The organism is Euryarchaeota archaeon (genome assembly GCA_016207515.1).
Taxonomy (GTDB): Archaea; Thermoplasmatota; SW-10-69-26; order JACQPN01; family JACQPN01; genus JACQPN01.
The window spans coordinates 13863-35763 of the sequence record JACQPN010000016.1 but is presented as its reverse complement, the minus strand read 5'-3'; the positions used below and the strand labels follow the sequence as shown (position 1 = coordinate 35763).

Here is a 21901-nt window from a genome sequence, read left to right as displayed (position 1 = left end):
GCCTTCGGTCATTGTGGCTCCACCGCCTGTGGGTTGAACGGTTTACTGTGGATCTCGCGCGTCCCGAAGTCCTTCACGACCTGCATCACTTCGTGCACATCGTAGCCTTCGGAGATCTCGGTCATCAGTGCCATGTTCTTCACAAGACCGCAGTTAGGTCCTTCCGGCGTCTCGTTGGGGCAAAGCCGCCCCCATTGCGTCGGGTGAAGGTCACGCGCCTCGAAGTGAGGCTGTGATCGCGTGAGGGGCGAGATGACGCGCCTCAAGTGCGAGAGCGTCGCGAGGTTGCAAGTCCGGTCAAGAAGCTGTGAAACGCCCGCCCTTCCGCCCACCCAGTTGCCGGTCGCAAGCGCGTGGAGAAGGCGCTGTGAAAGGACGTCGGAGCGCACGGCGGTCGAGACCTTGAGCTCGCGGTTCCTGCTGTGGGCCCGCTCTAGTTGGTACTTGAGGTCCTTCACAAGCCCCGTGAACGCGACGCGGAAGAGGTCCTCCATGAGGTCGCCTGCGAGTTTCAACCGCTTGTTCGCGTAGTGGTCCTTGTCGTCCTCTTTGACCTTGCCGAGGGCGAGCTCAAGGACGGCCCGGCTCATCCTGCACAGGAAGATCGCTTTCTTCATGCGGTCGTCCGGGTCGTTTCCGAGGTGCGGCAAGAGCGATCGGTCCATCAACGACTCGACGCGCTTGATGCGGTACTCCTTCGCCTGGCCGCCGGCCAGTTTCTTTCCTAGGAAGTTTATCGCTTCCTCCTGGTTCGTGACTTGATGTTCGTTCTGGGCGTCCTCGAGGTTGGAAAGGACGTACAACAGCATCTCCGGCTCCGTGACGACGGAGTTCGTGATGTCCTCGTCCGACTCCATCCCGAGAGCTCTCAGGAGAACGACGAACGGGATCTGCCCCGACGCCGCGGGAACGGAGACCATGAGCGTACCATCCTTCTTCTTCTCGACGATCACGAGTGCCCTGTAACCTTCGCGCTGCGAGAACACCTTCGCGACCTCGACCTCGCGGCCGTAGCGCTTGTTGAACTCCACGAGCACACGGTTCGGGGCGAGATCCTCAAGACTGATCAGGACGCGCTCGGTCCCGTTGATGACGAAGTAGCCGCCGGGGTCCATCGGGTCCTCCTGGAGTTCCATGAGCTTCCGTTGGTATTCGCCCGCGGAGAGCTGGTGGCCGAGCTGGCGCTCGAGGTTGGACTTCGTGATGTTGCACTTCGACGACTTCGCCATGATGGGCATGTCGCCGATGCGCACCTCTTCGGGCTCGTGCTCGACCCCCTCGATGATGGGTATGAATTCGAGATAGATGGGGGCCTCGTACGTGAGATTCCTCAATCGCGCCTCCATCGGTGTGAGAAGGCGCGTCGACCCGTCGGCTTCCTTGACAACGGGATTGCCGACCCGGATCTTTCCAAGCTTGACCTCGTAGCCCTCGATATCGGTCCGGATGACGCCGCGCTCCGCCTCGTCCTCGCCGACTCGCGTGTTGTCGATGATGCCCTGGAGCCAGTGATCGACGAAGTCGTTGTAGCTCATGATGTGATGGTTGGCGAGGCTTCGCTCCCCGTAGAATGCGTCGACAAGTTCCCTCAAGTTCATCCCTCCACGACTAGCCGGTAGGCGATCGCTTGCCCCGCCGTCTGGCTATCCCGCTTGATCCTCACAAGTTGCCCGGGCTTCGCCTTGATGGCCTTCACCACGGGATCGGTCGTCAAGATCTTCGGGAGCTGGTCGGCTACGATCTTGTACCGCGTCATGAGCTCGTTGAACTCCTTCTGCGACACGATCTCGTGGCGGGGGACAAGCGCGTGTTTCATCACGTCGAATTTTTGGGGCATGGGGTGACACTCCTGTGACTTCGATCGATGACGAGAAACGGTTCTCCGGCCGTTCTCGCCCATCGGGCTCTCCTTATTCGCTACTCGCGCCCCCACGGGGGCGCTCGGGCACTGGATGACTCCCTTCGGTCGTCATCCGTGCCCGTCGCCGTCGGGCTGTGCGCCCTCCGTCGACGGGCTCAGAGGGATTCGAACCCTCGACCACCCGGTTAAAAGCCGGATGCTCTACCTAACTGAGCTATGAGCCCTGTTTTCTCGCCCGGCCCGGCATCGCCGGGAGGCGAAGCAGAGCCCGAGCCTCGTTAGCAGCCTTTACCGACTTTGCCGAAAACCGCCTTCGGCAGGCGAAATGAGAACGGAGAGGGAACGATGATGAGAGGTGCGGCGGAAAAACTGGAACCAAACGCTTTTTTCTCGTCCACGGCAGCACCCTTGACCGACAGCGAGCGCGATTGATGGAGCGGACCTAGTGAAGTTCGAGACTTTCTCCAAGGCACGACGAGGCGACGCGGCACGGCTGGCGGTAGCGCCGGTAATACGACTACCCTATTTAAACGTTACTGGGGTCGGGTGTCCTTGCCACGAAGTGGTGCCGCCTCGCTCACAAGTCCAGAAAAGCACATGAGCCCGCCCCCGCTTTCCCGCCCGTCTTATGAAAGATGCCCTTGGGACTCTCGAGGCCAAATGGTCGAAGGTGTGGGCCGACGGCCACGCCCACGAACCCTCCGTCGACCCGTCCCGGCCCAAGTTCTTTGCGACCTACCCGTACTCTTACATGAACAGTTACGCGCACGTGGGCCACGCGTACACCATGATGCGCGTCGACGTCATGGTGCGCTACAAGAGGATGAAGGGGTTCAACACCCTGTTCCCATTCGGTTTCCACCTCACGGGGACGCCCATCTGGGCGGCGGCCAATAGGGTGCGCGAGGGGGAGGAGAAGCAGGTCGAGATCCTCCGGATGCAGGGGTTCTCCGAATCGGATATCCCGAAGTTCGCCGAGCCGAGCCATTGGATCAAGGTCTTTCCGAAGGAGTGGCGAAAGGACGTCGACCGGCTTGGCCTCGCGATCGATTGGCGCCGCGAGTTCTACACGACGGACCTCAATCCCCATTACGACGCCTTCATCGGTTGGCAGTTCAGGAAGCTCAAGGCCGCCGGTTACGTGGACAAGGGCAAGCACCCCGTGATCTGGTGCCCGAAGGATCAAGCGGCGGTCGCCGACCACGACCGCTATTCGGGCGAGGGCGAGACGCCGCAACAGTGGGTCCTTTACAAGATGAATCTCGAAAGGCCGGAGGCAATCGGACTTTCCGGCGACGTCTACGTCATCGCGGCGACGCTGCGGCCCGACACCGTCTTCGGCCAGACAAACGTTTGGGTGGATCCCGGCTACGACTATGCGGCGCTGAACGTCGGCGCCGAGACGTGGATATTGAGCCCGATAGCCGCAATAGAACTCGGTTTCCAGATCCCCGACTTGGCCTCGTCCCACACGGAATCCAAGATGATCAATGGCAGTGCCCTGGTGGGGCTGCGCGTCACGACCGCGGCGACGAACACGCTCGTTCCGATCCTCCCCGCGGCGTTCATCACGGACGCGAAGGGGACCGGCATAGTGACCAGCGTCCCTTCGGATTCTCCGCAAGACCTCCTTTCGCTCAAAGCCGTCGTCGACGGGCAGGTGAAGGTGTCGCCGGATGTGCGCGAATTGGCGAGAGCGATCAAGCCCATCCCCGTCATCCGCACCGAACGCTACGGGACCGAGAGCGCCGCAAAGGCCGTCGCGGAGGTCGCAGCGCGCGACCACAGGGATGCTGCGAAGATCGCGCTCGCCACCGAGAAGGCGTACCAGGCGGGGTTCTACGAGGGCGTGATGCTGGAGAACGCGGGCCCGTTCGCCGGAAAAAGAGCGGCAGAAGCGAAAGACGGCCTCATCGATTGGCTCACGGGCCGCGGCGAGGCCGTGGTCGGATATTGGCCCTCCGGGCCCGTCGTCTGCCGGTGCCTCACGCCGAGTGTGGTGAAGATCGTCGAGAACCAGTGGTTCGCGAAGTACGGCGACGCCGCATGGAAGGCGAAGACGCGCGAGGCCTTCGAAGGGATGCGCCTCTATCCGCCGGAGGCCCGAAAACAGTTCGACCACGTGGTCGGTTGGCTTCGTTCGTGGGCGTGTGCCCGCGAGGGCGGGTTGGGTACACGCCTCCCATGGGACGACAAGTGGGTCATCGAATCGCTCTCCGATTCGACCATCTACATGGCCTATTACACGATCGCGCATCGGTTGGAGCGGGGAAGCGTCACCGCCGGCGACCGAAGGGGTGTCGACCCCAAGGACTTGACCGATGCCTTCTTCGACCACGTCCTCCTTGGAAAAGGCACCGCCAAGGACGCGGCCAAAGGCTCCGTCACGGCGGAACTCGTGACCGATTGCCGAAGGGATTTCCTGTATTGGTACCCGTTGGATTACCGTAACTCCGGCAAGGACCTCGTACAGAACCATCTCACGTTCATGGTGTTCAACCACGTCGCGATATGGCCCGACCAACCCGACCGCTGGCCGCGCTCGATCAGCGTGAACGGTTGGGTGAACGTGGACGGGGAGAAGATGTCGAAGTCGCGCGGGAACTTCGTGACGCTACGCGACGCGCTCGACAAGTTCGGATCATCCGCCACGCGCCTCGCCTTGGTGAACGCCGGCGAGGGGCTTGATGATGCGAACTTCGAGATGGAGTTCGCAAGACAAAGCGCCGGGCGTCTCCTCTCGTGGCTCGATTTCATAAGGGAGCGCCCGCCGACGACGCAAGCCCGCGGTTTTGCGGAGAAATGGTTCGAATCCGCGATGAACCGGATCGTGCGCGACGCGGGGAGGGCGATGGAGGACGCGAGCTTCAGGACGGCCCTGAAACTGTCGCTTTTCGACCTGTCGCGCGAATACGCTTGGTACCTCCGCAGATGCGGCGGAAAGCCCGATTCAGGCCTTCTAGCCGGCCTCAAGGACGTGCAGACGCGTCTCCTCGCTCCCCTCGTCCCGCACGTTGCCGAGGAGGCGTGGCACGAGCTCGGCGGGATCGGGCTCGTCATCGACGCGCCTTATCCGACGCCCGATGGGTCGCTTATCGACGGCGACGCCGAACGAGCCGAAGCGCTCGTGCGTTCCGTGTTAGAGGATGTTCGCGAGATCTTGAAGGTCACTGGCAAGAGTCCGAGGCGCGTCGAATTGATGATCGCTCCAGGATGGAAACGCCTGCTCGCAAAGACGGCGGCCAAAAGCGTCCTTTCGACCGGTCGACCTGACGTTGGCGCAATAATCAAAGAGAGCCTTGCGATCCCTGCATTGAAACCGCACGCGGCCGAGCTCCCCAAGGTCGCGGGCCAGATGGGAAAAGAGTTCTCCACGATGGGCAAGGCCGAGATCGAATCAAGGCTCAAACCCGTCGACGAGGCCGCCGTGCTTGGCGATGCGCGGCAATTCTTGGAAACAGAGCTACGAGCCGTGGTCGGGATAGTCGAGGCCGAAGAGGCGTCACCGGCGGCCGCACAGAAGGCGAAATCCGCTATTCCCGGAAGGCCCGCGATCTATCTGGAATAAGGTCCGCGCGGAGTCATGGCAACGGCATGTCGATTCCGGCGCTTCGGCTACCGAAGATCGGAGCAAAGCCGGAAAATCTTGCGAAGGAGGTTTTGGGGCTTCCTAGCCCCATAACGAAGGCTATTATGGGTGTAGATGGGAGGGGGCGGCAAGCCGCGGTGCATGAAGCACCGCCATCGGGCTCTTTCAGGACCCGACTTCCGGGGGGGCTTGGGGGAGGTGAGGAAGCTTGCGCGTCCCTCCGCAGCACTTAGGACTTCAATCCCGCGTGCCTCATCTGCAGCCTCTTAAGAAACCATGTTTCAGGTTCCTTAACTGGAATACAATAGTCAGCAAAGTATATAGACTTTGCTCGACACTCCATAGCTGATGCGAGAAGTGACGGGCGCCGAGGAGATGGCGGGCCTATGTGCCGCCCTTTCCCATGAGAAACGGGTACAGTTCTACCGTATCCTCCAGGAAAACGGCGACATGACGCTCACGGACCTGTTCACCCTTGCGATCAAGAGCCTGCCCGGCCGGCTGACATACGTGCAGGTAAGGTACCACATCGAGCTCATGGAACGCTCCGGTGTGGTACGCTTGGGAAAGAAGGACGGCCAGTTCTACGTGTGGCTTCTCAAGAAGAACCTCCGCCTTCTCACGGACGACGACGCACCAAAGGCCGAAGAGCCCCAGATCACGACGAATAATCCCTGATGCGCGCCTCGGGAATGGCCGTTCCCATGAGTTCGAGGCATTCTTGAAGCGCGAGCGTCGGCTCCACCATGCGCTTCGCACCCTCATCAAGCAGCCTCACAAGTCCGAGCGATTCCAACCTTCCGAGGATCCTCCTCACCTCGCGGGCCGAAATCCTCGGCTGCGCCGTGCCCCCGGCCGCCTCCACATCCTCGGCCGGGATTATCCCGTAGAGCAACACGATCTCGGCGACACGGCTCGCCTTGTCGCTACGTAGATACGCGATGCGCTCGAAATTCTCCTCCACTTGCCTCATCGGGAAGAAGTACCGCTCACCGCCTGGCGCCGCCCGGCGAAGGATGAGGCCCTTTGCGACCAGCCCCTCGACCTCCGCGGCCGCCTCCGCCTTGCCGATTATCGAAACTATCTCCCTCTTCGTAAGGCCCGCGCGCTTCTCCACAAGCTCGTAGGCCAAGGCGCGCACCTCGTTGGCGAAGACGAAGTCTTGGCTGTTCAACGCATCCTCAGGCGAGGGGTCTCGGGCGCGAGGCTGTTGCTTTTTGCGGAGGCTGAAAGTCCAAAGCCCCGCGCCCGCAAGACTCCCCCGTCTTGCCCCCATGTAAGCTGCAATGCCGACGACGCCCACGGCCAAAACGCCGATCGGCAGGGCCGCCGACGGAAGCACCGTGGTCGCCGCGGCCGGTTTCATCGTCGCGTCCCAAGAGACGCTCGCGATCGATCCGCTGATGCGGAAGTCGCCACGCCCATCCTCGCCGATGCCGGATTCCATCTGGAAAACGCCCATAATCGTCACGGGTCGCGCCGACTCGGTCCTGAAAAGCAGCGTCGGGGTCTCAAGCGAGCCCTCTGCCATGCCCAGTCTCACCTCGCCGTCGACGCTGGTGAGAACGCGATTCGAAAGAAGCGACGCATCAAGACCCTTCGTCTCCAACGTGCCGCTCACGCCCTCAAGCCTTAGGGTCGCCCACGACCTCGTCATCTCGCGCACGGGGCCTTCGTCCGTGAAGGTCTTCCCCGTCGAGTAAGAGGCGGTCTTCGTGCCCGTCCCCACCGTGAAGGACGCCCCGAAAACGAAGAGGTCGGTCGCCCCCTCTATCGTGACGCGTCCGTTCCCGGTCGCTGCGAGCACTTCACCGGGGATACGGTGCTCGAAATCCCATGCGTTTGATTGGGAGGATACAGCGTCCGGCGCCCGCATCGGGTCGCGGACCGTGAAGTCCTTCGCGCTGGAAATATACCCGACTTGGGACGGCTCGAAAGTCACCTCGGAAGAAGTACCTGAGGGGTAGAACAATACCTGGATCGCCGGGACGTCGCGGTACTGGGGCGACGGGAGAAGCGACGAGAAACGAAGGATCGCGGAACCGAAGGTGGTGGTCTCCACTGTGGGGACACCCCCGTTCTCGTGGATGGCAGTCTGCTCCACGCCGTCAGGCGACACGATCACGCGCGACTTGACGGTGAACAGGGTCACGGTGGCCTTCGCCGCGGAGAAAGCGCCCTCGGGCGAGACGCCCGCGTCTCGGTCGCCATGGAGGTAGAGTGTCGGGGACGACGCTTCGGAATAAGAGGGCCCGCGTATCTCCGCCGGTAGGAAAGCAAGGAACGCTCCAGAACCGTCCTCCGCGGCGAGACCACCCGGTGCGACGATGATGGCCAATACGACCAAGACTGCCAGCCGTCTCATCTCGAAACCTTCGTCACGATGAGGGCTTTATCCTCACCTTCCCCGCAAGACCGATTGACCTGTACAGTCATAATGGTTTTGTCGACCGCCATTTTCGGTCATTCCAGGGACCGGTGCCCGCCAATAGGGCCTCCCGAAAACCTTTTTAGCCTGGTAACCCACTGCTTCGTCGGGAGAATCAGAAGCACATTGCCCCTGGCCCACACGCGGCGAGCATGCACATTGGCCCTCACAGGGCTCATACTTGTCACAGCCTTCGCCTCGCAAGCGCAGGCGGCTTGTGTCGAGGCAGGATCCGGGAGCGGCGCGACCTTGAATCCGAGTTGCTCCAACAGTTCAGGCTCCACATCAAGCACGCAAAGCGCGAAGGCGTTGATTCCCGACATCTCTGTCGGCATGATCAAGGACCTCCTCATCCGACTTCGGAACTAGATTCTGCGCGATCCATCGGTTTTCGTTGAGGTACTCGCCGGAAGTCCCGTGGGGCCGCGTACTCTCTGTTTTCCAGGGGGGCCCGACCTGATTCTCGTTGGACTCCCTTCGGTCATCCATCTCAATCCGTCCGGTCCCATCCTCGGTCTCGCTTGCGCTCGACCTTCGGATGGGCCCGACCGGATTCGAACCGGTGACCTTCGCCTTGTAAAAGCGACGTCATAACCGACTAGACCACAGGCCCCGACGTGGGCGCGAATCCGTTTACCGCTTTAAGCATAGCGCGCATCCAAAAAACCACGAGATACGTACATGTACCTACACGTCAGAAATCGGTCGGGTCCTTGAGGTACGCGATGTTATCGAGCGCCACCTCGCACGATTGACGGACTTCGAACGAGGGGTCGTGCAACTTGTAATGCTCCAAGAGCGGGACGATCTCCTCCGTGCCCATGTTTCCGAGGGCCTCACACGCCTCATGACGCACCATGGGGTTCGCATCCTTCCTTATCGATTCCTTGAGCGCCGGGATCGCACGACGGTCCTGGAGTTGCCCGAGTACGAACGCGCACTCGTGACGAAGCAGCGCCGAGTCGTCGACGAGCATCGCCTCGCAAATGGCCTCGATGGCGGGGCCCGTCGAAAGCGACCTGAGTGAGAACACGGCGCGCATCCTTTGGAACATCGGGAGCGATCGGTCGAGAAGGCGTGTCCGCAGGCCAGGAACGTCCTCCTCAGGCGCCGGCGGCGCCGGGTCGACGGACGCAAACGCCCCCTTGGAATCGGTCATGGGACGGCATTCTTGGTCCCGTTATATCAAGATTGTTCGGGCACGTGGGGGCCCGAGAGGCGGCGCCTACGCCCGCACCCCGAAGTACGACCCGACGGCGAAGGTCACGATGGCGGCCGCCGCGCCCAGGATCAACATTTCACCGCCCGTCTTGACCCAGTTGAGCCCGCTCGACCGACCGCGGACCGCTCCCGCGAAGAAAAGGCCGGAGAGGCTCAAAGTCGTCGCGACCGCCGCTGCCGAGGTCGCGGTGCCAATGAGGATGAACGGGAGCACGGATAGGCCAGCGCCGACGAGGAACGCGACCACCACCAGCCCCATCGCTTTCAACGGGCTCCGGCCGCTTTCGTCGCCGACCCCGAACTCCTCGCGCATCATGAAATCCACGAACCGATCCTCGTCGGAAGCGATCCATTCTACCGTGTCCTCGATCGTCGCCGTCGGGAACCCCTTCTTCTCGAGGATCTCGCGGATCTCCTCTCGTTCCAACTGCGGGTGCGTGCGGATGTGCCTTCGTTCGCGCTCGGCCTCCGCGCGATAGTACTCGGCTTGGCCCTTCGTCGATACGTACTCGCCTAGCCCCATCGACATGGCGCCTGCGATCGAGGCCGCAACCCCCGCGACGGCGATCTCGCGAGCGAGAAACCCGGCGCCCGTGAGCCCCGCCACGACAGCATAGACCGAGACGATGCCGTCGTTGAATCCGAGGATGAGGTCTCGCACGTAGTTCCTGAACGCGGATTTCTCCCCGGCCTCCTCGACAAGGGATTGGCGCCGCGCGGTCGGCGGCGGCTTGTGCTCGCCCTGGAGGTCCTTGAGCGTCTTCTCTTCCTTGGCCTCCTGTCCCACGCGGCCGCGAATGCTTCGAGGCACCATTATACCTCCGGAGGACGACGTCCCCCATCACTCTTTTATGGTGGTTCAGTAATCGCGTGGGCGATCCGAGAATGACCAAGGAACTGAAGCTCTCCTATCCGTCCGGCGAGAAGATCACCTATGCGCAGGGTGCGCTCGTCGTGCCGGATCGACCGATCATCCCCGTGATCGAAGGCGACGGGACCGGGCCCGACATCTGCCGCGCCGCTCTTCCCGTGCTACAGGCCGCCGTCAAGAAGGCCTACGGCGGCAAGCGCGAACTCGTTTGGTTCTACGTGCCGGCCGGGGCCGCGGCGGGCGAAGAGTACGGCGAACTGCTGCCGAAGGCGACGCTCGCGGCGATACGGGACTGCCGTGTGGCCATCAAGGGGCCGTTGACGACCCCCATCGGCGGCGGGTTCCGGAGTGTCAATGTGGCGTTACGCCAACAACTCGACCTCTACGCCTGCATCCGGCCCGTTTACTGGATCAAAGGGATAACGGCCCCCGTGAGAAGCCCCGAAAAACTGGACATAGTGATCTTCCGCGAGAACATCGAGGACGTCTACGCGGGGATCGAATGGAAAGCCGGCTCCCCGGAAGCCGACCGGTTCATCGGGCTCATGAGGCGCGAATTCGGCGTCACCATCCGCGCGGATTCCGGTGTGGGTGTCAAGCCGATGAGCGCTTTCGGCACGAAGCGCCTCGTCCGCCGCGCAATACGGTACGCGATCGACGAGAAGAGACCCGTCGTCACGATCGTCCACAAGGGGAACGTCATGAAGTACACGGAGGGCGCGTTTCGCGATTGGGGCTACGAGGTCGCAACGACCGAGTTCCGGGAGCACATCGTCACGGAGAAGGAACTCACCGACGAACACCACGGGAAGATGCCCGCGGGCAAGGTGCTCGTGAACGACCGCATCGCCGACAACATGCTGCAACAACTGCTTATCCGCCCCTCGGAGTACAGCGTCATCGCGGCCCCGAACCTGAATGGCGATTATCTCTCGGACGCTGCCGCGGGCCAGGTAGGAGGGCTCGGCATGGCGCCCGGCTCGAACATCGGCGATGGGATAGGAATCTTCGAGGCAACGCACGGTTCGGCGCCGAAGTACGCGGGCCAGGACAAGGTCAACCCCGGCTCCGTCATACTTTCAGGCGTCATGATGCTCGAGTTCATGGGTTGGCGCGAGGCCGCGAAGTTGGTGAAGGATGCGGTCAACAAGACGGTCGCGCAGAAAAGGGTCACTTACGACCTCGCCCGCGACATGAAGGACGTCACACCGATCAAGTGCAGCGAGTTCGGGAAAGCGGTGACGGGTAACCTGTAGGCGCGGTCGTTTCGATTCTCCCGCGCGCGACCGAAAACGTAGGCGCCGCTGTGGGGCCGTCCTACGCGTGAAGGTACGCGGCTTTCAATCTCACGTCCGGGCGAGGCCCCAGCGTGAAAGTCCTGTCGAACCCGGTCCACGTGAGTCCCGCGATGTGTCCGGCCGCTCCCGGAATGGGCACTTTTGCAAATCCGAGGTCCTGGTAGTGGTCTTCGGTCCGCAGGTGCGAGAAGTAGCCTTCGGGCTCGGCGATCAAGTGTTTCCCGCCGCCCGAATCGATCATGTCGATGGCCACGGGGCTGAAAGTACCGTCGGAGTTCTCCATCTGGAACCAGAGGCGCGTGATGCCGTCGCGTTTTGCTCCCACGTCCTTGGTCATGTAGACGGATTCGTAGATTCCATGGTCGGTCGTGTCGAGGATGTGGTGGAAGACCTCGCCCTGCCACTCGATGCCGCCTTTCGTGGTCGTCGCGTGGAAGCCCCACTTGTGGAGGAACTCGTGGAGCCAATGGTCGCTCGTCGCGATCACCGTCGTGAGGTAGTGGCGGTTCGCTTTCCCGTCGTCAAACGGCGGCGGCTTCACCCGCATCGAGACGAAGCCGAACATCATCTCCTTCGTCTCCCCGTTCAAGGTCCACGATCTGCAAGCGACGTTCGCGTGATAATTGCCCATCGTGTGGCCCGTCGTCGGGACGGGAAATTCGGGGTCGTAGGGCGCTTCCGAGTAGATCATGTGCTTGCCCACGTCTTCGAGGATGTCCTCCTGTTCCCAAGGGGCGGGGAGGTAGTCCTTGAGCTTCGGGTGGACCGAATGCCCGCCGCCTTCCACGCAATCCGTGGCTTCAAGGCGGAAACCGCCGAGATCGGCGATCGTCTCCTCCAACGGTGCGAGGGAAGATGTCTCGAGGGCCGATTCGGGGGGCGGCGTGACGCATCCGGCAAGTAGAAGCGCCGCCACGATGCCAAGAGGTCCCGCCTTTGCCAACACATCCCCCTCACCCCTATGAAGTCGAATAAAGGTTGTGGACGCCTCCTTGAACCATTTCAAGCGTCTCAATGGCGGGACGTGGCTCCCGGTCTGGCCAGTGCGGGGGCCCAGGTCGAAGCGTCGGCGCGCGATGGGGTGTCCCTTCGACGGCGGCCATCCCTCGTCGAGGGAAAACGTATTCATGCCGCCGCCGATTCGTGCCCGTGGCGTTGAAGCTACGTAACCGCGTCCGATTACGAGAGAAAGAGGCAAGTGAATTCGCTCAGCGCATGGAGACCGATTTTGGAATCAGCGTCTTGAAACCCGGGGAGCACCTCGACCGCGCCGAAGCCGGCGACTTCGACGTGGCGCTCGTCGGGACCATGATAGTCGCCATCATCGTCAAGGGGGACCGGGAGCGCCCCGCCCCAAGCCTCAAGGTAATCCTCAAGAACCGCCCCCCGAAGCGCCACGTGACGGTCGACATGGGCGCCGTGAAGTTCGTTACCAACGGGGCGGACGTGATGGGCCCGGGGATAGTGGAGGCCGACGAAACGCTTGTCCCCGGGGACCTCGTTTGGATCCGCGACCAGAAGAATGGCCAACCCTTGGCCATCGGCGAGGCGTTGGTGGCCGCGTCGCAGATGGTGAAGCGACCCGGGAAGGCCATCCGCTCGCTCCACTTCGTCGGCGACGACCTTTGGACGTACGAAGGTTGATTCGTCCCCGCGCGGCCACCCGCGCCGGTGGCGTCGCGTACGCTTCCAGATTGATTTAATAATGTTTATATCGAACGAGGCCTTGAACAAAGACGAGGGATGACAGATGGGATTCGCCAAGATGCTCTTCGGCACGCCTGAGACGTCAAAGGACGCAGAGGAAAGCTATTGGGACCTTGGTGCCGCTGTCCAGGAGACCGGTGGCGAGGCCTCGACCGCGAAGATGCTAGTCAAGGTCGCGGAGCTCCATAGTTTCGAGGACCTGAAGACCTTCCAGAACTACGTCTACCAGGGCAATATGCTGATCCTCGACTTCTCATCGGTCGCCAAGGAGGACATCGTCCTCAAGCGGCTCACGAGCGAACTCAAGAAGGTCGTCGCCGACGTTGGCGGAGACATCGCAGGGATGGGCAAGTCGTACTTCATCATCACGCCGGCGGGCGTGCGCATCGACCGGACGAAGGCGAAGGTCGAAGCGAAATAACGCGCCTGTCGGTCTGTCGGTGCGGATCACAGCGCCAGGGCCGCCTGCTTGATGTCTTCTCGTCCACGAATGCCAGGCTTCCCACATGGAGGTCTCAAGGCTCGCGCCTGCGGGCCCTACAACCGCCTTGCGAACGTGAGGTAAGCCGTGTGCCCGAGCATCTCGAAACTCGGTCTTGACCCGCGCTCGCCGATCTCCATCTCGCGTTGAAGCGTCTCCATCGTGCGCACGTCCGAAAAGCCGCTCTTTCTAAGCGCGACCACCACGTTCTCGGCTTGTTGGATGAGCGGCGTGTAGGCCGCGAAGTATCCGCCTGAGCGTAGCGCGTGGGAGGCGTTCGCGACCGCGTTTTCTGGGTCTGGCATGTCGAGGATGACGGCATCGACGTCGCGTTCGGCGATTCCCTGCGTCACGTCCCCGAGTTTCGCGTCAACAAGATCGAGAAGCCCGTTTCTTTGTAGGTTTCGTTTGCCGACCTCGTAGAAGTCCTCGCGCTTCTCGTACGAGTGCACTTTCCCGTCCGGCGCAACCGCCCAGGCGAGCGCCGTGGTAAACGCCCCTGAACCGAGGCCCGCTTCGACCACGCGGCGCCCCGAGCGGATGTCGCAGTTGAAAAGGATCTGGGCGGCGTCCTTTGGAAGGATTATCTGGGGCTTTCGTTCGAGCCCCGAGAGCAGGTCGAGGATCGAGGGTTCGACGACCGCGAAACGCTTCCCCGCGTGCTCGAAGACGGTCCCGTATTCGGCGCCGATGAGCGGCGTGAAATCGACGACGCCGAGGGGCGAGAAACGTTTCGCCCCGGGTTCGACGACGGCGATGAACCTGTCGGTCCCGGCGACAAGGGCCACGCGCTCGCCTGCCGCAATCCGTCTCATCGACCGTCAATGGGCGCTTCCGATAAAAAGGCGCGTTACGAGGTGCTGGCGGTCCCCGCGGGCTACACTTCGCGTGAAGCGTCGGCGCGCCGGGGCCCGCTGACGGCCCAAGATGCGCAAGGTGCCCGGCCGCGCTCTCCCCAGCCGCGCCTCAATCGATCTTCATGTACGTGATGAGGCCACGCGATAGGTGCTGCCCCTCGCCGAAGACGTCGGCTTCCACTATGATGAGGGTCCTGCCCATCTTCAGTACCCGCGCCGTGCACCGAAGATCACGCTCAAGTCCCGGGCGAAGGTAGTTCACCTTCATCTCCACGGTCGTGAAGTGGTCGAACGGGACGTGCTGCGCGGCGACCGCGATCGCGCCGGCGCTGTCCATCATGCCGGCGATCACCCCGCCGTGGATCGTGAACGAGTTCGAGAATCCGCGCTTGTACTTCAGCCGGACCGCCGCGCCCGTGCGCCCCGCACGTTCGATCTCAAGGCCGAGCAGGTTCCAAGACGGCACCTTCGCCGCGATGCGCTCGGCGCGGGACGTCGGGTGATGGTGCGGCAGTCTTTGGGCCCGGCTGCGGGTCTTCTTACGTCGTGGCGCGGTCCGGCGCTTCGTGGCCGTCGCACTTTTCGTCGCGGCTCGACGTCTTGTCGTCGATCGTCTCCTTCTTGCCAACGTGTTGCGAAGGGCGCGTAGCGTTAAAACGTTGACCTACAAAGGCCGGTTGCGGCGCCGTTCTTCAGTGAGCCTTCGCGGCATCGTCGGCCCTCTCGCTTCGCTTCGGGAAAAGGATCCCGGCCTTGGTAAGGTCGTTGAGGATGGTCGCATTGATGTAGTCGTACCCGCGCCCCACTTCGCAAGCGTCGAGGAACCCCTTCACCGTGTTCTCGTCCTGGCCGAGCGTTTCCAGGACGGAGAGCGGCACACCGAGCCTTCTTCCATGCCATTCCATGGCATCGATCATGAACGTCGGGACCATCGGGCTGTAGGCGAGGTTCAACATGCTATCATACGGCAGTTGGTCTGCGCGATATTAAGGGGCCATCAACGGGCAATCTGTCCCCAGGTGCACAATGGGAGGCGTACTTCGGAGAAGTGACGAAAACAAGTGAGGCCTGTCGCCAAGGATAAACGCACAGGGGCCTCCCCGTGGTATTCCTCGCCCGACACCGGAGCCTGCGAAAGGACCTTCTACATCAGGCCCGCTTTTTGCAGCGTCATCAGGTCGTCCACGGAGAGCTTCTCGCCCTTCTTGAACTTCTCCATGATGAGTTCGGCCTGGTCCTTCGCGTGGGCCTCGCCCCTGTCTGCGCGGTCCTTTCGCTGCTTTCCCTTCATGCCGATGATGGCTTTTTCGTAATCGCGGATCTGGTTCACCATCATGATGTACTCGTGGTGTACCTTGTCCGCCTCCATCTTCGCGGCTATGAACTTCTCCTGTGACTCGTCGGCCTCTTTTCGGAACTTGTCGGCCTCTTCGAAAAGGCGGACCATCGAATCGTGCGCTTCCTGCGCCCGTTCGGCGAGTTCAGTGACGCCACGGTGTTGGTCCTCGGCCTTGTTCTTGGCCTCCTTCATGCCAAGATAGGCTTCTTTGACCTCCTTGTCCTGGTCGAACGCCTTCTCCTTCGCTTTGAGCTCCTTCTGGAGCGCCGAAAGCATGTCGATGAGTTCCTTCTCCTTCTTCGGAGTGAGGACCTTCGTCATCTGCTCGTACTCGAGCTGCCGCATCTTCATCTTGAGACGTCCGAGGCTCTCACCGTCTTTCGGAAGGCGCGTCTTCTTGAGTTCGTTCAAGACATCCGCCTTCTCGTTGGCGGCCTTGTTCAGTTCGTCTCGGAGTTTCTTCGCGTCCGTGACCTGTTTGTTCAATTGGTCGCGTCGCGCCTTGTGGTCGTTCGCCTGGCGGATGAGTTCGCGCACTTTGGCGTTCAACTCGTCACGCTTTCCCGCCCACCCGCGCGTCTCGTCGTTCAGGTTGTCGCGTAGTTGCCGGTGGGCCGCGGCCTGATGGTTAAGGGTCTCCTTCTTGTCGAGTATCTCGTTGACCTGCTCGTCGATCGGCCGGTTAGGGTCAAAATACACGGGCTCGGGTTCGCTCTCGGGCGCCGGCGCGTTTTCGGCGTCCCGTCCGCCCCCTTCGCCGCTGGCCTCGCCGGAACCGCCGTCCTTCGGCGCGTCGTCGGACGTGGCGGCGTCGTTCGTCTGCGGGCTTTCGACACGCTTTTCCTCGACCTTACCGGCGTCGGCATCCGAAGCGGATGCCTCTTCGCCGGAGGCTTGTTCTTCATCAGGCATGAACTAGAACTCCCTAGATTCGGGGCGCGTAACCGGGCGCGGGCTAAACATCATGGAACTCCTTAAAATACCTTCGCCACCGCCCAAGATATGGACAACGCGCGTCGCATCATGGGGTGTGTTTCCATCGGTGGGTCAGTAAGACAGCGTCGACGGCGCGCTTCGCGTTGTCGATCCGGGCCTCGGCCTGCGCCTTGGTGACGCGAGGACCTAGGATCGCGAGACCCACCGGTTTTCCGGTCTGCAAAACGAGATCCATGAGTGCTTGCGCCGCCGAATTGGCGACCAGGACATCGTGGTCCGTCTCGCCCTTGATGACTGCAGCGATGGCGACGACGCCGTCGATGTCGGGCCGCGAGAGGAAATGTTTGGCGACGCCCGGGATGTCGAAGGCACCAGGCACGTGGGCCACCGGCCCTTCATCGCCGCCTTTTTCCTTGAGGTGGGCCCTCGCGAGTTGCAGCATCCGGGAAGTGATGTCGTAGTTGAACTCGGCGACCACGAAGGCTACGCGCACCCGACCCTCCGCGTGGGGCCGGTCGGAGGGCGTCGCGGTTCCACCGCTCACGTCAATTCCCCCGCGCCCGCCGCGACGTGTGCCTCTTCTTCTGTGGACGTTGTCCCGTCGAACGCTTCGCGGTCGCCTTCACGGGCCCCGCGTCCCCGAATCCCTGACGTTGCCCCGTCCCGGCAAGCGGCGTCAGCGCCGTCGGCCCCTCGATGAGCGCGATGGCGTTCAAGGCGTGTTCCCGGGCGCGATTACGCGCCAACTCGTAGAGGTCTGCGTCGCATCCGACCTCGTCCATGTGGACGAAGACCTCGAGGATATGCTTGTTCGTGAGTAGTTGGACCTGTTGAAGGCCCATCGACGCCTCGTGCGCGCACTGCTTGTCGATTCTCTCGGGGCCCGGCATCCCAAACGCCATGACGAGCTCGCAACCGCTCACCTCGAACAACCGTTTGCAGGCGACCGGGAGGTCCTTGATGCCCGGGACCGTGTAGCGCACAAGCTCGATGCCGGTCGCCTTCGCCAAGAGCACCTCGATGGCCTCGGCGGCCATGTCGACTCGCGCGAACGTCGTGTCCGCCACACCGATCCGCGTCACTGGCCCTCGGTCCCCTCCTTCTGGGGCTTCAGATCCCTTATGACCGGTGATTCGAAGAGGCCACTGTCGAAGATCTTGCGGATGATCTTCCTCGTTCCGTCGAGGTCATGCCTGAACGCGTTCACGCGGACGATCTCCGGGTGGAGCCCCCGTTCGGCAAGCTTGCGTTTCAACTCATCGACGTTGTGGTAGTCGTCGTAGCCGAGCGCGATGATGTCGGGGCGGACGTCCTCGACCGATTTCAGTTGGTCGTCGGTGTGGCCCAAGACCGCATTGTCCACGGGTTTCAAGGCGCCGACGAGACGGACCCGCATCTCCTGGGGCGTTATGGGGACGTGTTTCCTCTTCATCACCATCTTGTCGGTGGAGACGACGACGACAAGTTCGTCGCCGAGGCCCCGGGCCGCTTCGAGGTAGTGGATGTGGCCGAGGTGGATGATGTCGAAGACGCCGACGGCCATGACACGCACCCGTTTCTTTTTCGACCCACGTTTCAGGGGCGTTTTCGTGGAGGGGCCGGTCGTTCCCGGTTCGGGACGTGGCGTCATTTCGGCGCGGAATCTCCGTTCCCTTTCTTATACTTCTCATAGGCGGCGGCGATCGTCGCTCCTTCGAGGAACGGCGCGCCGGTTTTTCTCGCGTAAAGGGCAGCCTCCGCCTTCGCGAGCGCCCGTCCCTTGCCGAGCATCTCGCAACCCGCCATCACGGGCGTAAGACCGCTCATTTCGAGGAGCGCGACCCCGAGTTCGGTGTGGCCCTTCCTCTCGATGAAGGGTCTTGCCGAAGCGATGCAAAGGTGCACGTGGCCGGGGCTTCTGAACTCCGCGCCGAGAGAGCTCGCCCCGTCGAGCCGCGGGTCCAGGACGATCTCCTCTGCGAGTGTCGCGAAGCGCCGGATCGTGAGAGCCCGGTCTTCGTCGGTGATCCCGGTGAATGTCTTCCGGTGGTTCAACGTGAGGCTGAAGCTGGAGCGGGCGTCGTAGCGTATGTCGTTTGCCGCGAGTTTTGCAAGTACCGGGTGGCGTTTGGCGTCCTCGGCGTAGAGGTCTTGGAGGAACGGCAACTCCATGCGCCGTGCGATCTCGTTGCCGACCGCAAGAAAGACCAGTCCGCCGCCGACGGTGCGCAGCGTCTCGACGCGTCCGGCGTCGGTGAATTGCGCCGCGTAGAATATGTCGGTCTCCGCCTCGCGTCCGTCCCCGTCGTAGACGAGAATCGGCTTTCCTCGGCGCAATGCATCGAACGCGGTTTCGAGGACGGTCGGGGACGGCGTCTTTTTCACAATGGCGGATGGAGACAGGCGGCCCTTAAAATATTGGTAACTACTCTAATCGGGGTAACGGTGCGTTGGGGCAACAAGAGAGGCTCTGGAGACGCCCGGTCCCCCGTAGAGCGTGGATCAAAGCGGTGTCGAGTCGCGCCTTCGCACACGGCGCGTGACAAGGCCGGCGATGCGGTTACGCATGCCCTTGGCCTGCACGTCGGTGAGCTCGCCGACCTTCATCTTGTTCAGTTGGAAGTCGCTGGTGAAACTGGTCGGGTACTTGGCCAACAGTTCGTCGGCGACGCGCTTGATGTAGGTCGGTCGGATGTTTCCCATCTGGCACCGGGATTCACGCTAATGCGGAAGGCCTATAAGAAGATTGGGGCCCCTCGCTCTTGGCCGGGAAGGCGTGGCTCCAAGGCCAAGATGGTGTGTGGTTTCCTCAACCCCCGATCGGCAAGAGCGCACAGCCGTCGCCGTCGCATCTCCAATAATCGCTGCATGTCGGCCCTCCCACATAGACGACACCGCTCGTGATACGGTCCGGGTTCGTCGGATCGTCGATGAGGTAGACAAAGTAGTCGTACATGAGCGCAATCGACTTACCGCAGCCGCCGTGGACGGTATGGGCTGCGGCGCCGCCTGAAGCAACGAGTGCGCCAGCGACAATAAGGAGCAGGAAGACGAGTCGGCGGCGGGAAGCGTTGTGTTTGGGAGGGTCTGCGGACATCAAGGGGTCTCCCGTTTTCCAAGGGGAGACTCGATCCTGGCGGATATTAAGATTTCACGTGAATCCGTAGTCGGATCAGGACATTGGTCAACGTCCACCTGTGCACTTCAGCTGCCGTTTACCATGCCCTTTAGGCGACCGATCTTTTCGAGTTCGCCCTCGATCTCCTGCCGCTTCGACTGCTCGATCGTGTCTACGATCTTCGGCAGCGGCGTTTCGAGCCGGTAGTAGTGGACGGGCCGTCCTTTTCCGCCTTTCTTTCGCTCTTCGGTGACGATCCAGCCTCGGTCGCGAAGCAGTTTCGTGGCGACGGAGACTTCTGGTTGGCGCAGCTTGCACCCGCGCTCTATGTCGGTGGACTTGCCCTCGGGCACTTGCGACAGGAAGGTGATGACCTTTGCGAGTTTGTGGTCCATCCCCAGGTTCGTGAGAAGCGTGACGACTTCAAGGTCCGCTTCATCAAGTGTCGGTGCATCTCTCCGTTTCAACAGTCCACCCTTTTTTCTATAGCGGGGTAGCCATAATTAAAGATTTGCGAGAGCTCCAATGGACACAGGTGAAGCGTGGTTTCGTGTCGAGATTTTGTGGCCGCGTGGGTGTTTCGTCGCAGCCGCGGCAGGAAAACGTCGGCCGTTTCGGCGCAGGAGATCTGTCCGCGCGCCAATTGATCGAGAGTCATGCGATTCTCGATGCCGTCGATCGCTTTCATCAACCGATCACCATCGTCTCCTTCTCGACATCGCCTTTCGCGAAGCGTTCCAAGGAGAAACGGCTCATGTCTAGCGCGGTCCTTTTGCCCGTGATCGCGTCGGCGGCGAGGTTCGTGACGAACGGTGAGAGCATGAACCCGTGTCCGCTGAACCCGTTCAGTTGGTACATGTTCATGAGATCGGGCGTCGAACCGATGATCGGGTGGCCGTCCGGCGTGAGGTCGTAAAGCCCCGCCCACTGGCGGACGACGCTGACGCTCCGAAGGCCCGGCAGAACGTCGAGCATCGCTTTGGAGATGGATTTCATGAATTCCAGGCTCGACGCCGAATTGATGCCCGGCTTTTCGGTCGGATTGCTGATGCCGGCGACGATCTCGCCTCGCATCACCTGGTTGAAATAGAGGCCGTTTCGCGTGTCGACCACCATCGGTCCAAGGAACGCCTTGAGTGGCTCGGTGACGAGTATTTCGTGGCGCATCGCTGTGTTCGGCAGTTTCACGTCGGCGAGCGCTGCGATCCCCTTGGCCCAACCCCCGGCGGCGTTGACCACGAGGTCGGCCTCGAGTTCGCCCTTGTCGGTCTTCACCGAGTAGAGCCACGAAGACGATTTTCCAAAGCCCGTGACCGTCGTCCCGGTCATGACCTTGACGCCACGCTCACGGCAGCGCTGCCAATAACCCCAGACGACCGGCCATGGGAAGATGATGCCGTCCGTTGGATTGTATGAGGCCCCGACGACCTTTTCCACGGCAAGGCCTGGAACGATCTTCCGCGCCTCCCGGGCGTCGACCATCCGCGTCGGCACCCCGTGTTGCCGCTGGAACGCCGCGCTTTTTTCAAGGGCACGTCGCTTCTCGTCGTCGTAGGCGAGGAACAGGTAACCGCCCTGTCGGAACCAGTTGTTTATCCCAAGCTCCTCGCTGAGACCTTTGAACATCGAGATGGATTCGCGCGCCATGATTATGTTATCGCGCGTCGTCCACTGTGCGCGGACTCCGCCTCCGTTACGCCCCGAGGCGCCGGAGAGGATGTACCCCTTGTCGACCACGGTGATGTCGCGCACACCTCGTTTCGACAATTGGTATGCAAGGCCCAGTCCCAAGACACCGGCGCCGACGACCACGATCTTACGCGGGTCGGTCAAATGACAAGAACACCCGCCAACGCCGTCACACCCGCTAGAGTCAGCTCTGGACCGCAGGCCATGCGCCTGTCGGGGCCGCAAGCCCCGACCTGCCTCTCATCCACGGGGCGCCTCTCCTGCCAGCTCTCCTATCGGGACGGGTCTCAATGGCGGCCTGTGGACCATCGTCCCTACCTCATCGACGGTCTTTCCCGTTACGCTCACGATGATCGTCCGCAATGCAGGTAGGCAGATCTTCCCCTGGCAAGCACCCGTTGCGACCCCCGTGTAGCGCTTGATCGACTCGACGTCGGAAAGTCCCACCTCGATCGCGTCCTCGATCTCGGTGGTCGTGATGTCCTCGCACGGGCAGACGACGCATTTCGGCGTCGTCATGACTCAAG

Annotated in this window: 25 protein-coding genes and 2 tRNA genes; 6 read left to right on the top strand and 21 right to left on the bottom strand. The window is 62.0% G+C overall.

The window, feature by feature from the left end; all coding sequences use genetic code 11:
* Window positions 1-8 precede the first annotated feature (8 nt).
* From HY556_07380 to HY556_07370, 3 genes are all read right to left on the bottom strand, one after another.
* Window positions 9-1598, bottom strand: a complete 1590-nt coding sequence (locus HY556_07380; GenBank protein MBI4393600.1) for a DNA-directed RNA polymerase subunit B'' — start codon at window positions 1596-1598, stop codon at window positions 9-11.
* Window positions 1595-1837, bottom strand: coding sequence for a DNA-directed RNA polymerase subunit H (locus HY556_07375; GenBank protein ID MBI4393599.1), 243 nt, complete (start codon window positions 1835-1837; stop codon window positions 1595-1597). The genes HY556_07380 and HY556_07375 overlap by 4 nt, the downstream gene beginning before the upstream one ends.
* Window positions 1838-2011: 174 nt before the next feature.
* Window positions 2012-2085: transfer RNA gene (locus HY556_07370), tRNA-Lys, on the bottom strand.
* A 404-nt stretch (window positions 2086-2489) separates the two neighbouring features.
* Here HY556_07370 and leuS point away from each other — a divergent pair.
* Window positions 2490-5429, top strand: coding sequence for a leucine--tRNA ligase (leuS, locus tag HY556_07365; GenBank protein MBI4393598.1), 2940 nt, complete (start codon window positions 2490-2492; stop codon window positions 5427-5429).
* 369 nt (window positions 5430-5798) lie between these two features.
* A complete protein-coding gene (locus HY556_07360) occupies window positions 5799-6128 on the top strand; it encodes a helix-turn-helix transcriptional regulator (protein MBI4393597.1) in 330 nt (109 codons plus the stop codon).
* On the opposite strand, the gene HY556_07355 is transcribed toward HY556_07360, so the two are convergent.
* Window positions 6109-7815, bottom strand: a complete 1707-nt coding sequence (locus HY556_07355) for a hypothetical protein (protein ID MBI4393596.1) — start codon at window positions 7813-7815, stop codon at window positions 6109-6111. The two genes, HY556_07360 and HY556_07355, sit on opposite strands and share 20 nt — an antisense overlap.
* A gap of 222 nt (window positions 7816-8037) precedes the next feature.
* Here HY556_07355 and HY556_07350 point away from each other — a divergent pair, with 222 nt between their 5' ends.
* On the top strand, window positions 8038-8247 hold the full coding sequence (locus tag HY556_07350) for a hypothetical protein (protein MBI4393595.1): 210 nt from the start codon (window positions 8038-8040) through the stop codon (window positions 8245-8247).
* Window positions 8248-8417: 170 nt separating this feature from the next.
* Here HY556_07350 and HY556_07345 read toward each other — a convergent pair.
* From HY556_07345 to HY556_07335, 3 genes are all read right to left on the bottom strand, one after another.
* A tRNA-Val gene (locus HY556_07345) sits at window positions 8418-8491 on the bottom strand.
* A gap of 81 nt (window positions 8492-8572) precedes the next feature.
* Window positions 8573-9037, bottom strand: coding sequence for a HEAT repeat domain-containing protein (locus HY556_07340; protein ID MBI4393594.1), 465 nt, complete (start codon window positions 9035-9037; stop codon window positions 8573-8575).
* A 66-nt stretch (window positions 9038-9103) separates the two neighbouring features.
* Complete coding sequence (locus tag HY556_07335) at window positions 9104-9910, bottom strand: VIT1/CCC1 transporter family protein (GenBank protein ID MBI4393593.1); 807 nt, start codon at window positions 9908-9910, stop codon at window positions 9104-9106.
* Between the two features lie 74 nt (window positions 9911-9984).
* Between HY556_07335 and icd the strand changes: the two genes are divergently transcribed.
* Window positions 9985-11226, top strand: coding sequence for an isocitrate dehydrogenase (NADP(+)) (gene icd / locus HY556_07330; GenBank protein ID MBI4393592.1), 1242 nt, complete (start codon window positions 9985-9987; stop codon window positions 11224-11226).
* Window positions 11227-11287: 61 nt separating this feature from the next.
* Here icd and HY556_07325 read toward each other — a convergent pair whose 3' ends face one another.
* Entirely contained in the window at window positions 11288-12214 is a 927-nt protein-coding gene (locus HY556_07325) for a hypothetical protein (GenBank protein ID MBI4393591.1), read from the bottom strand.
* A gap of 68 nt (window positions 12215-12282) precedes the next feature.
* On the opposite strand from HY556_07325, the gene HY556_07320 reads away from it, so the two are divergent.
* Both HY556_07320 and sepF read left to right on the top strand, forming a co-directional pair.
* A complete protein-coding gene (locus tag HY556_07320; protein ID MBI4393590.1) occupies window positions 12283-12912 on the top strand; it encodes an RNA-binding protein in 630 nt (209 codons plus the stop codon).
* A 106-nt stretch (window positions 12913-13018) separates the two neighbouring features.
* Window positions 13019-13396 carry a cell division protein SepF gene (gene sepF, locus HY556_07315; GenBank protein MBI4393589.1) on the top strand — a complete coding sequence of 126 codons (378 nt, stop codon included), beginning with the start codon at window positions 13019-13021 and terminating at the stop codon, window positions 13394-13396.
* A gap of 116 nt (window positions 13397-13512) precedes the next feature.
* On the opposite strand, the gene HY556_07310 is transcribed toward sepF, so the two are convergent.
* The 13 genes from HY556_07310 to HY556_07250 form a co-directional block, all read right to left on the bottom strand.
* Window positions 13513-14271, bottom strand: a complete 759-nt coding sequence (locus tag HY556_07310; GenBank protein ID MBI4393588.1) for a tRNA (adenine-N1)-methyltransferase — start codon at window positions 14269-14271, stop codon at window positions 13513-13515.
* Between the two features lie 151 nt (window positions 14272-14422).
* Window positions 14423-14941, bottom strand: a complete 519-nt coding sequence (locus tag HY556_07305; protein ID MBI4393587.1) for a PaaI family thioesterase — start codon at window positions 14939-14941, stop codon at window positions 14423-14425.
* 64 nt (window positions 14942-15005) lie between these two features.
* Complete coding sequence (locus tag HY556_07300) at window positions 15006-15269, bottom strand: hypothetical protein (protein MBI4393586.1); 264 nt, start codon at window positions 15267-15269, stop codon at window positions 15006-15008.
* Between the two features lie 188 nt (window positions 15270-15457).
* Entirely contained in the window at window positions 15458-16564 is a 1107-nt protein-coding gene (locus tag HY556_07295; GenBank protein MBI4393585.1) for a coiled-coil protein, read from the bottom strand.
* A 109-nt stretch (window positions 16565-16673) separates the two neighbouring features.
* Window positions 16674-17081 carry a 6,7-dimethyl-8-ribityllumazine synthase gene (gene ribH, locus HY556_07290; GenBank protein MBI4393584.1) on the bottom strand — a complete coding sequence of 136 codons (408 nt, stop codon included), beginning with the start codon at window positions 17079-17081 and terminating at the stop codon, window positions 16674-16676.
* 52 nt (window positions 17082-17133) lie between these two features.
* The gene (locus HY556_07285; GenBank protein MBI4393583.1) at window positions 17134-17670 is read right to left on the bottom strand and encodes a riboflavin synthase; all 537 of its coding nucleotides are present in this window, start codon (window positions 17668-17670) and stop codon (window positions 17134-17136) included.
* Window positions 17667-18218 (bottom strand): FAD synthase, encoded by a 552-nt coding sequence (locus HY556_07280; protein ID MBI4393582.1) that lies wholly within the window; start codon window positions 18216-18218, stop codon window positions 17667-17669. The genes HY556_07285 and HY556_07280 overlap by 4 nt, the downstream gene beginning before the upstream one ends.
* Window positions 18215-18952, bottom strand: coding sequence for a 3,4-dihydroxy-2-butanone-4-phosphate synthase (gene ribB, locus HY556_07275; protein MBI4393581.1), 738 nt, complete (start codon window positions 18950-18952; stop codon window positions 18215-18217). The genes HY556_07280 and ribB overlap by 4 nt, the downstream gene beginning before the upstream one ends.
* Window positions 18953-19069: 117 nt before the next feature.
* Window positions 19070-19270, bottom strand: coding sequence for a 30S ribosomal protein S17e (locus HY556_07270; protein MBI4393580.1), 201 nt, complete (start codon window positions 19268-19270; stop codon window positions 19070-19072).
* A gap of 106 nt (window positions 19271-19376) precedes the next feature.
* Window positions 19377-19664 (bottom strand): hypothetical protein, encoded by a 288-nt coding sequence (locus HY556_07265; protein MBI4393579.1) that lies wholly within the window; start codon window positions 19662-19664, stop codon window positions 19377-19379.
* Window positions 19665-19771: 107 nt separating this feature from the next.
* On the bottom strand, window positions 19772-20152 hold the full coding sequence (locus tag HY556_07260; protein MBI4393578.1) for an ArsR family transcriptional regulator: 381 nt from the start codon (window positions 20150-20152) through the stop codon (window positions 19772-19774).
* Between the two features lie 220 nt (window positions 20153-20372).
* On the bottom strand, window positions 20373-21518 hold the full coding sequence (locus tag HY556_07255) for an FAD-binding oxidoreductase (protein MBI4393577.1): 1146 nt from the start codon (window positions 21516-21518) through the stop codon (window positions 20373-20375).
* A gap of 96 nt (window positions 21519-21614) precedes the next feature.
* Window positions 21615-21893 carry a (2Fe-2S)-binding protein gene (locus tag HY556_07250; protein MBI4393576.1) on the bottom strand — a complete coding sequence of 93 codons (279 nt, stop codon included), beginning with the start codon at window positions 21891-21893 and terminating at the stop codon, window positions 21615-21617.
* Between the last annotated feature and the right edge of the window lie 8 nt (window positions 21894-21901).